General features: G+C 68.4%; 9 protein-coding genes. 2 read left to right on the top strand and 7 right to left on the bottom strand.

The genetic code is table 11. The annotated features are described in order from the left end of the window. Nucleotides 1-110 precede the first annotated feature (110 nt). Genes AB4Y98_RS17540 through AB4Y98_RS17525 form a run of 4 tightly spaced genes read right to left on the bottom strand, consistent with a single transcriptional unit; the run spans nt 111 to nt 2,971 of the window. The gene (locus AB4Y98_RS17540) at nt 111-908 is read right to left on the bottom strand and encodes an N-formylglutamate amidohydrolase (RefSeq protein ID WP_312786934.1); all 798 of its coding nucleotides are present in this window, start codon (nt 906-908) and stop codon (nt 111-113) included. Then, nucleotides 901-1,455, bottom strand: coding sequence for an NUDIX hydrolase (locus tag AB4Y98_RS17535; RefSeq protein ID WP_223494284.1), 555 nt, complete (start codon nt 1,453-1,455; stop codon nt 901-903). Before AB4Y98_RS17535 ends, AB4Y98_RS17540 begins: the two co-directional genes overlap by 8 nt. Next, nucleotides 1,452-2,396: a 5'-3' exonuclease gene (locus tag AB4Y98_RS17530; RefSeq protein WP_336024903.1), complete on the bottom strand. Its 945-nt coding sequence runs from the start codon at nt 2,394-2,396 to the stop codon at nt 1,452-1,454. The genes AB4Y98_RS17535 and AB4Y98_RS17530 overlap by 4 nt, the downstream gene beginning before the upstream one ends. Next, complete coding sequence (locus tag AB4Y98_RS17525) at nt 2,393-2,971, bottom strand: nitroreductase family protein (RefSeq protein ID WP_223494286.1); 579 nt, start codon at nt 2,969-2,971, stop codon at nt 2,393-2,395. The genes AB4Y98_RS17530 and AB4Y98_RS17525 overlap by 4 nt, the downstream gene beginning before the upstream one ends. Before the next feature lie 332 nt (nt 2,972-3,303). Here AB4Y98_RS17525 and AB4Y98_RS17520 point away from each other — a divergent pair, with 332 nt between their 5' ends. Beyond that, nucleotides 3,304-5,625 (top strand): DUF1631 domain-containing protein, encoded by a 2,322-nt coding sequence (locus tag AB4Y98_RS17520; RefSeq protein WP_312111737.1) that lies wholly within the window; start codon nt 3,304-3,306, stop codon nt 5,623-5,625. 52 nt (nt 5,626-5,677) lie between these two features. Continuing rightward, on the top strand, nt 5,678-6,757 hold the full coding sequence (locus AB4Y98_RS17515; RefSeq protein WP_312786938.1) for an NAD(P) transhydrogenase subunit alpha: 1,080 nt from the start codon (nt 5,678-5,680) through the stop codon (nt 6,755-6,757). Between the two features lie 71 nt (nt 6,758-6,828). On the opposite strand, the gene AB4Y98_RS17510 is transcribed toward AB4Y98_RS17515, so the two are convergent. The 3 genes from AB4Y98_RS17510 to AB4Y98_RS17500 are packed head-to-tail and all read right to left on the bottom strand — an operon-like array spanning nt 6,829 to nt 8,204. Continuing rightward, on the bottom strand, nt 6,829-7,293 hold the full coding sequence (locus AB4Y98_RS17510; RefSeq protein WP_363729957.1) for a DUF3106 domain-containing protein: 465 nt from the start codon (nt 7,291-7,293) through the stop codon (nt 6,829-6,831). 3 nt (nt 7,294-7,296) lie between these two features. Then, complete coding sequence (locus AB4Y98_RS17505) at nt 7,297-7,623, bottom strand: hypothetical protein (protein ID WP_059066081.1); 327 nt, start codon at nt 7,621-7,623, stop codon at nt 7,297-7,299. Next, nucleotides 7,620-8,204: an RNA polymerase sigma factor gene (locus AB4Y98_RS17500; protein ID WP_313251978.1), complete on the bottom strand. Its 585-nt coding sequence runs from the start codon at nt 8,202-8,204 to the stop codon at nt 7,620-7,622. Before AB4Y98_RS17500 ends, AB4Y98_RS17505 begins: the two co-directional genes overlap by 4 nt. Nucleotides 8,205-8,225 lie beyond the last annotated feature (21 nt).

Here is an 8,225-nt window from a genome sequence, read left to right as displayed (position 1 = left end):
CAGCTACCCTGAGGTTGCCGGCCAGCGGCCGGCACTACCGATCCGGGGCAGATTTACGCCATGCGTGGATGTACCGATCCCGGGCAGATCCACGCCATGCGTGGATGCGGTCATCCGAACGCCAACAACTGCGGCTGCAACGCGCTGAAAATACGCGCCAGCCGCTCCGCCCACGCCTGTTGCCCGGCGGCATCGGCGATCAGGTCCTGGCGGATCTCCAGTTCCACATGCACCAGGCCGCGACCTTCGCCATGCACCGGCACCGCGTAGTCGCTGCTGCTGTTGACCGAATACGGTTCGTTGTCGCCCACCACCAGGTCGCCTTCATCGCGCAGCGCCTGCAGAAAGGCGTGGGCAAAGCGGGTGTCCTGGTGGTACAGCACGCCGGCATGCCACGGACGCTGCATGCCGTTCATCACCGGGGTGAAGCTGTGCATCATCACCAGCACTGTTGGCCGTGCCGCATCGCGGCGTGCATCCAGTTCGGCATCGATGCGTGCATGGTAGGGCGCGTGGATCGCATCGATGCGCTGCTGCCGCTGCGCGGGCGACAGTCCGGCGTTGCCCGGCACTACGGTGTGGTCGCTGACCTCGGGGATCAGCGTCGGCGAAACCAGCGGGCGGTTGCAGTCGATCAGCAGCCGCGAATAGGTCTGCTCGATCGCCCACGCATCCAGCCGCTCGGCCAATGCACGGGTGGTGCCGCCGATGCCGATGTCCCAGCCGATATGCCGGTCCAGTTCGGCCTGCGGCAATCCAAGATCGGCCAGTGCACGCGGTACCTGTTGGCCGGCATGATCAGCCAGCAGCAGGAACGGCGAGGCGCCCTGCGCACGGTGCACACTGAAGATCGCCGGATCGTCGGCGCCCAGCAGTGCCGGCAGCGCGTGCAGGCCGGCGTCAGCCACGGGGCCGTCCGTCCAGGTGGTGCTCGATCATCCACAGGCCGGCCCACAGCTTGGCATCGGCTTCATAGCCTTCGGCCATTTTCTGCACCAGCCAGGCGGCCGCCTGCGTGCGCGGCACTTCATGCACGGTGATGTCCTCGCTCTCGTCGCCGCCGCCTTCGCCGATGCGACGCAGGCCGGTGGCACGCACGAAGGCGATCTTCTCGCTGCTGGCACCGGAGGAGGTGGGGCCGATCATCAGCACTTCGGCGTGCTCGGCGGTCCAGCCGGTTTCCTCTTCCAGCTCGCGTACAGCGGAAACTTCGATGGACTCGCCCGCATCGATGTCGCCGACCAGCCCGGCCGGCATCTCGATGGTCGACGCCTGCAGTGGTACGCGGAACTGTTCGACGAACAGCACGTTGTCCTCGGGGGTGACGGCAATGATGATCGCGGCCAGGCCGCCGGCGTGGGTGCGTTCGCTGTATTCCCAGCTGCCGCGCACGACCATGCGCTGGTACTTGCCTTCGTAGACGACACGCGGTGCTTCGGTGTTGCGCTGGCTCATGCGGGCTCGCTGGAAGTAGGGACGGGGTCGGAAATGCCGGCGGCACTGAACAGCCGGCGGCGGGTCATGGGGCCGAAGCGCAGGGTCTGGCACAGGCCGCCGAGCAGCTCTGGATCGGCCGCCTGGCGCGGCATGCCGGGCTGGCAACCTTCCAAGGGTGCGTCCAGGGCGATGGTGGTCAGCTGGCGCCAGAGCTGGGCGTGCTCGCGCTGCTCGCGCAGGCGCACGGCCATCTGGGCCGCGCCGCGCAGGCGCAGGAACGGCACTTCGTCCAGGCGTTCGTACAGCACGTCCATGCTGCCGAAATGGGCCAGCAGCACGGCCGCCGACTTGGCGCCGACACCGCTGATGCCCGGAATGTTGTCGACCGCATCGCCGCACAGCGCCAGGTAATCGGCAATCTGGTGTGCGTGCACGCCGTGCCGGGCCTTGACGCCGGCCACGTCCCAGCGCTGGTTGCGTGCGTAATCCCATTGCTCGTCATGTTCGAGCAGCAGCTGCGACAGGTCCTTGTCGGCGGAAATGATCACGCCGCGATGGCTGCTGCGGTGGCCATGCAGGGCGCTGCCGATCAGGTCGTCGGCTTCGTAATCATGATGCGCCAGTACCACCAGGCCGAGCGCTGCGCACAGCGCCTTGCAGTGCACGAACTGGCGCTTGAGCGCTTCCGGCGCCGGGTCCCGGTTGGCCTTGTAGGCCGGGTACAGGCGGTGACGGAAGCCACTGTCCAATGCCTCGTCGAAGGCGATGGCGATGTGCCGGGGGCGTTCGCGCTCCAGCAGGTCCAGCAGGAAACGGGCGAATCCATGCACGGCGTTGGTCGGCCAGCCCTGGCTGTCCTGGAATTCGTCCGGCAGCGAATGCCAGGCGCGGAACACGTAGATGCTGGCGTCGACCAGGTACAGCGGCGGCGGTATCGCCACGGGAATCACGGCGCTCACTGGCCGGTCCAGTCCTGCAGCAGGGCCGCGGCATCGGGGCGCTCGCGTTCGGGCACTTCGGCCTTGGGCGTGCCGATGTGGATGAAACCGGCAATGCCTTCGCCCTCGGCCAGCCCCAGATGGGCGTGCACGGCGGGATCGAAGGCCATCCATGCGGTCAGCCACTGCGCGCCGAAGCCCAGCGCCTGGGCGGCCTGCAACAGGGCAAAGCACACGCAGCCGGCGGTCATCAGCTGTTCCTGTGCGGGAACTTTCGGGTCCGGCCGGGGGCTGGCCACCACCACGATCACCAGCGGTGCATGGCTGAAGCGCTGGCGGTCCTTCTCGAACACGGCGTCGCCGGCATGCGGATCGCGCTCACGGCTGCGCGCGGCCAGGAAGTCGCCCAGAGTGTGACGCGCATCGCCGGCGATCTTCAGGAAGCGGAACGGTACGCGCTTGCCGTGGTCGGGCACGCGGACCGCCGAGGTCAGCATCCGCTGCAGGGTGGCCGGATCCGGTCCGGGCTCGCCCAGTTGCCGCGAGGGCACCGAGCGGCGGGCATCCAGGGCAATCAGGGCAGCAGGGTCGGGCATGGAGTCTGAACCGGTCATCACGGGTCGCTGATTATAGTCGGGGAGGTAGATGACGCCGTTTGTGTCGCGTCAGACCCCTGAATAGCAAACTGTGATGAACATCATGCCACTGGCGGATCACGGAGCCCCGCTTCCCCTCGCCTCGCAGGCCCTGCACGGCTTACGATACGTAATATTGCCGGGCCGCCGTTCATGAGGTTTGAAGTGAGGACTGTTTCACTGTCCGCGATGGGCTGGGCGGCCTACCATCGAGGGACCGGTGCATGGGGTGTACCGGCCGTCGCGATGTCCATGATGTCTGTCGCACCAGAGAAGGTGGGGAGCCTTCCCGAATGATGAGCGCGCCCACTCCGATGGGATCGCCGGGCCGTGACCCGGCCCAGCTCCAGCTTGCCCGGGACATCGTCCTGCCGGCGTTGTGCCAGGCCTTTGGCGCGGCACTGGCCCGCTTCGATGATGCCCTGTTCGACCGTGCCGGCAATGCCGGCTCGTCGCAGTTGCTGTTCCTGGACGCGATGCGCGAGCTGCGCCGCCGCCGTGAGGAGATTGCCGGTGCTTTTGCCGCCCATCTTGGCCATGCCTGGGCCGGTCTGGCTGCGGGCGAGCCCGTCTCCGCCGAGCTGACCCTGTCCGGGCAGGCCCAGGACGGCCTCAGCCTGGTGCCGGAACATGTACTGGAATCGCGGTTGGCGGTGCGCAACTTCGCCACCGTGCTGCTGCGCGACTTCAAGCCGGTGCTGGCGCGGCTCGACCGCCGCCTGGGCTGGCTGGGCGGCGGTATCGAACTGGATGCCGACCGCAACCCGATCAGCCCCGAACACCTGGGCGTGGCCATCCACGAAGCCTTTGCCGGCTGCGAGCTGGCACCGGAAGTCCACCTGGTGCTGATCAAGCTGTGCGAGCGCGATATGCGCGCGCCGGTGGGCCGCATCTACGAGAAGCTGGACGAGCACCTGGCCGCAGCCGGGGTGATGTCGCAGATGGGTGCCCCGCGCCGACCACTGGCGTCGGCCCCGGCGCAGCACGTTCCGCATGGCCTGGATGATCTGGTCGAGCAGCGCGCGGCACCGGGCGTTGACAGCGAATTCAAGGACGACGAACAGGCCGCCCCGGCTTGGGCACAGCGTTTCGCCGCGCGCTGGTCCGAGCGTCGTGGCCATATGCAGCAGCATGCGGGTGGTGAAGAGAGCCCTTCCGGTGAAGCCTATTCCGGCCAGCAGGGCATGTTGCTGGAAGCCCTGCACGAACTGCTGCAGCAGACCCGCCACGTGCGCGAGGACGCAACCTCTGCGGCTCAGGTCGCGGTCGGCCAGCATCGTCCGTTGAGCCAGCGCGAAATGATGTCGGTGCTGTCGCTGCTGCAGGCCACGCCCAGCGCAACCCTGCGTGCGGCGATCGGCGAGGACGGCGAATCATTGGCGCAGCGGCTGAAGAGCGAAGTGTTGTCCAGCGCCACGCGGCTGGGTGTCGATCCGGGCCAGACCCGGCTGGACGCGCAGGACGAGGATGCCATCGACCTGGTCGGCATGCTGTTCGACGTGATGCTCGATGAGCGTGAACTGGAAGGCCGCTCGCGTGAGCTCATTGGCCGCCTGGTGGTTCCGTTCGTGAAGGTGGCGATGCTGGACCGCCGCATGTTCGTGCAGAAGACCCATCCGGCGCGCAAGCTGCTCAACTCGCTGGCCGAAGCTTGCGAGGGCAACACCGGGGAAAGCCAGGCCGAGCGCATGCTGATGGCCAAGGTGGAAGAGATCGTCGAGCGGTTGGTGGCCGAGTTCAACGAAAACCTGGCGATCTTCCTGACCCTGGAAGAAGAATTCCGCGATTTCCTGGTGCAGCACCGCCGTCGCGTGGAAATCGCCGAGCGCCGGGCCGCCGAGACCCAGCGCGGCCAGGAAAAGCTGGAGATGGCCCGTACCCGTGCCGGTGCCGAACTGGATCGCCGCATCGGCGATGCCACCCTGCCGTCGGCGATCGCCGAATTCCTGCGCCAGCCTTGGCAGCACCATCTGACCCTGGCGCTGCTGCGCGAGGGCGAGGAGGGGGCCTCGGTGGCCGAGGCGCTGACCCTGGCTGATGGCCTGCTTGAGGAAGTGGCCGAGGCCCGCCGGCAGATCGTCGGCAAGCCGTGGCTGCAGGCCTGGCAGCCGATGCTGGCCAAGGTGTTTGCCAGCGTCGGCGTGCATGGCGACGCAGCCACCGCAGCCATCGATGCGCTGCACGACACATTGCAGGGCATCGCCGAATCGCGACCGGAGCTGCAGCGCGCGTTGCCGGAGCTGCCGCAGGTGGTGCTGCCCGCGCCGCCGGCACCGGAAACGCCGGCAGTGGAACTGGGCGGTACCTTCAATACCGACGATTTCGACAACGCCGATGCCGATCGCTTCCGGCGGATGGAGATCGGCAACTGGCTGGACTTCGTCGACAAGGACGGCAAGGTGCAGGCGGGCAAGTTGTCCTGGATCAGCCCTATTTCCGCGCGCCTGCTGTTCGTCAACCGTCGTGGCGTGCGCTTCTGCGTGGCCTCGCCCGAGGAGCTGGCGGTGATGGTGCGGTTGGGTCGCTTGCGTCCCCACATCGACGATGGCGCCTTCGACAGCGCCATGCAGGGCGTGCTCGACCGCCTCGACCCGGGTGGTGCGACGCTGCACTGAGCCGCGTACGCCTGCTAGGATCGGACCCACTCACCGATCATCGGAATTCTGCATGGCCGTGGCGTTGCTGGGGATCAAGGAGACCGCGCCGGGCGAACGGCGCGTTGCGCTCACACCGGAGACGGCGCGCAAGCTCGCTGCGCTGGGCATCACTGTGTGGTACCAGCCCGGCGCGGGCCAGGCCGCTGGCTTCACCGATGCCGCTTACGACGACGCAGGTGCCCGCGCCTTCGACGCCGCCCGTTGGGCCGAGATCGACATCCTGCTGTGCGTGCAGGCGCCACCGGCCGAGGTGCTGGCCCAGCTCAAGCCGGGCGCCAGTGTGGTCGGCCTGCTGACCCCCGCGGCCGACCCGGCGTTGGCCGCATTGGCTTCGGATGACCGCCTGCACCTGTTCCCGCTGCAGCAGTTGCCGCGCACCACGCGCGCGCAGGCGATGGACGTACTCAGTTCGCAGGCCGGCATGGCCGGCTACAAGGCGGCATTGATCGCTGCCGAACGTGCGCCGCGCTTCTTCCCGATGCTGACCACTGCGGCCGGTACCGTGCGTCCAGCCAAGGTGCTGGTGATCGGCGCCGGTGTCGCCGGCCTGCAGGCCATTGCCACCTCGCGCCGCCTGGGTGCGCAGGTGGAGGGCTTTGACGTGCGCCCGGAAACCCGCGAACAGATCCAGTCGCTCGGTGCACGCTTCCTCGACCTGGGGGTGAGCGCGGCCGGCGAGGGCGGTTATGCGCGGGCGCTGACCGATGAGGAGCGTGCCGAACAGCAGCGCCGTCTTGGCGACCATCTGCGCAGCGTGGACGTGGTGATCTGCACTGCCGCGGTGCCGGGACGTCAGGCGCCGACGATCGTCACCGCCGCGATGGTCGAAGGCATGGCCGCCGGCAGCGTGATCGTCGATCTGGCCGCCGAGAGCGGTGGCAACTGCGCGCTGACCGAACCCGGCCAATGCATCGAGCACCAGGGCGTGACCATCGATGGCCCGCTGGGTCTGGCCAGCCGAGGTGCAACCCAGGCCAGCGAGATGTATGCGCGCAACCTGATGAACTTCGTCGCTCTGTTCGTACGTGATGGCCAGCTGGGCTTCGACTGGGAAGACGAGCTGCTGGCGAAAACGCGCTGGCAGGCGTGATCGGCATGGGGTCAGATCCCTTTGCCGCAGGCAAAGGGATCTGACCCCATGTCTTGCCTTCGGATGGCGGGTTACCGCGGCTTGGCCGGCGGCGGGTTGTCCCGCACCCATTCCCTGCGTTCGTCTGAGGTCATCTGCGACCAGCGCTCGCGCATGGCATCGCGCTGGGCCGGACTGAGGTCACGCATCTGGCCGAACAACGCCCTGGCCTGCTCGCGCTGCTCCGGGCTCATGTGTTCGAAGCGGCGCAGGCCGCGGCGGGCCTTGTCGCGCTCTTCCGGGCTCATCGACTGCCAGCGCTGGCCGTGCGACAGCATGCGCTGGCGCTGCGCGGGATCGGCGCCGTTCCAGCGGTCACGCAGCGGGGCCAACAGCGCTTCGCGTTGGGCCGTGCTCAGCTGTTCCCAGTTCGGCAGCGGCGCGGCAGCAGGTGCCGGCCGCGCGGCAGGCGCCGGCGCGGTGGCCTGCGCCAGTGCCGATGCAGCGGGCAGCAGGGTCAGGGCGATCAGCAGGGGCAGGGAGGGGTATCGCAGCATGGTTCACTCCATCGCCAGGTCGTTGTCGCCCAGCCACAGGTACAGATCGGGATTCTCGTCGTACAGCACGCCATTGTCTTCTTCCGCAGCGACGATCGGCGTGCTGATCGGGCCCTGATGATCGCCCGGACCGACGAACTGGACGCCGATGCCCAGCGCGATCACCAGCGAACAGGCGCTGGCCAGCCACCAGCGCCAGCGACCGGCGTGCGCCGCACCGGCGTTGTGACGGGCACTGCGCAGGCGTGCCAGGGTGGCCGGCGACAGCGCCTGCAGCGACTGCGCGTGCAGGCTGCGCAGGGCGTCATCGGAAGGCAGGGGGCGGTTCACGGGTGCATCTCCAGTTGATTCTGCAGCGCCTGTCGGGCGCGCGCCAGATGGGTCTTTACCGCGCCTTCGCTGCAGCCCATGGCGCGGGCGGTGGTGGCCCCGTCCAGGTCCTGCAGCACGCGTAGGGTGAATGCCTCGCGCTGGCGGGCGGGCAGGTCGCGCAGTGCCTGCACCAGTTGCTGGTACTGCTGGCGCTGCTCGTGCGCCTGCGAGGGGTCCGGGCCGGGGTCGGCCCAGTCGATCTCGCCACCGTCGGCGTCCTGGTTGTCGCGCCAGAACGGCAGGCGGAAGCGGCGGCGGCGCTGCACGTCGATCACCCGCCGGCGCAGGATGCTCCAGAACAACGGCGCCCACTCGGCGGCCGGCTTGTCGGCGTAGTCCAGCATGCGCAGCAGCGCGTCCTGCACCGCATCCAGCGCGTCATCACGCTGGCGCAGGCCGGCCTCGGCGAAGCGGAAGGCGCGCGGCCCGACGCTGGCCAGGAACGCTTCCAGCGAGGCCGGAACGGTGTCGGCATCGGTGGTTGAGGGGACAGGGCTGCTCACCAGCACAGGGTACGGTTCCTCGGCAGGGGTCACCATCGACAACGCGTGAGCGCGGCC

The sequence above is a fragment of the Stenotrophomonas sp. 2YAF26 genome, assembly GCF_052114625.1.
GTDB classification, from domain to species: Bacteria; Pseudomonadota; Gammaproteobacteria; order Xanthomonadales; family Xanthomonadaceae; genus Stenotrophomonas; species Stenotrophomonas indicatrix.
Note: the sequence above shows the minus strand (reverse complement) of the source record. Positions and strands in the feature narration are given on the sequence as shown.

Coding starts and splice junctions, on each gene's coding strand:
- AB4Y98_RS17500 (WP_313251978.1), bottom strand. CDS start 8,204: ATGGTGACCCCTGCCGAGGAACCGTACCCTGTGCTGGTGAGCAGCCCT.
- AB4Y98_RS17535 (WP_223494284.1), bottom strand. CDS start 1,455: ATGAGCCAGCGCAACACCGAAGCACCGCGTGTCGTCTACGAAGGCAAG.
- AB4Y98_RS17515 (WP_312786938.1), top strand. CDS start 5,678: ATGGCCGTGGCGTTGCTGGGGATCAAGGAGACCGCGCCGGGCGAACGG.
- AB4Y98_RS17510 (WP_363729957.1), bottom strand. CDS start 7,293: ATGCTGCGATACCCCTCCCTGCCCCTGCTGATCGCCCTGACCCTGCTG.
- AB4Y98_RS17520 (WP_312111737.1), top strand. CDS start 3,304: ATGATGAGCGCGCCCACTCCGATGGGATCGCCGGGCCGTGACCCGGCC.
- AB4Y98_RS17525 (WP_223494286.1), bottom strand. CDS start 2,971: ATGCCCGACCCTGCTGCCCTGATTGCCCTGGATGCCCGCCGCTCGGTG.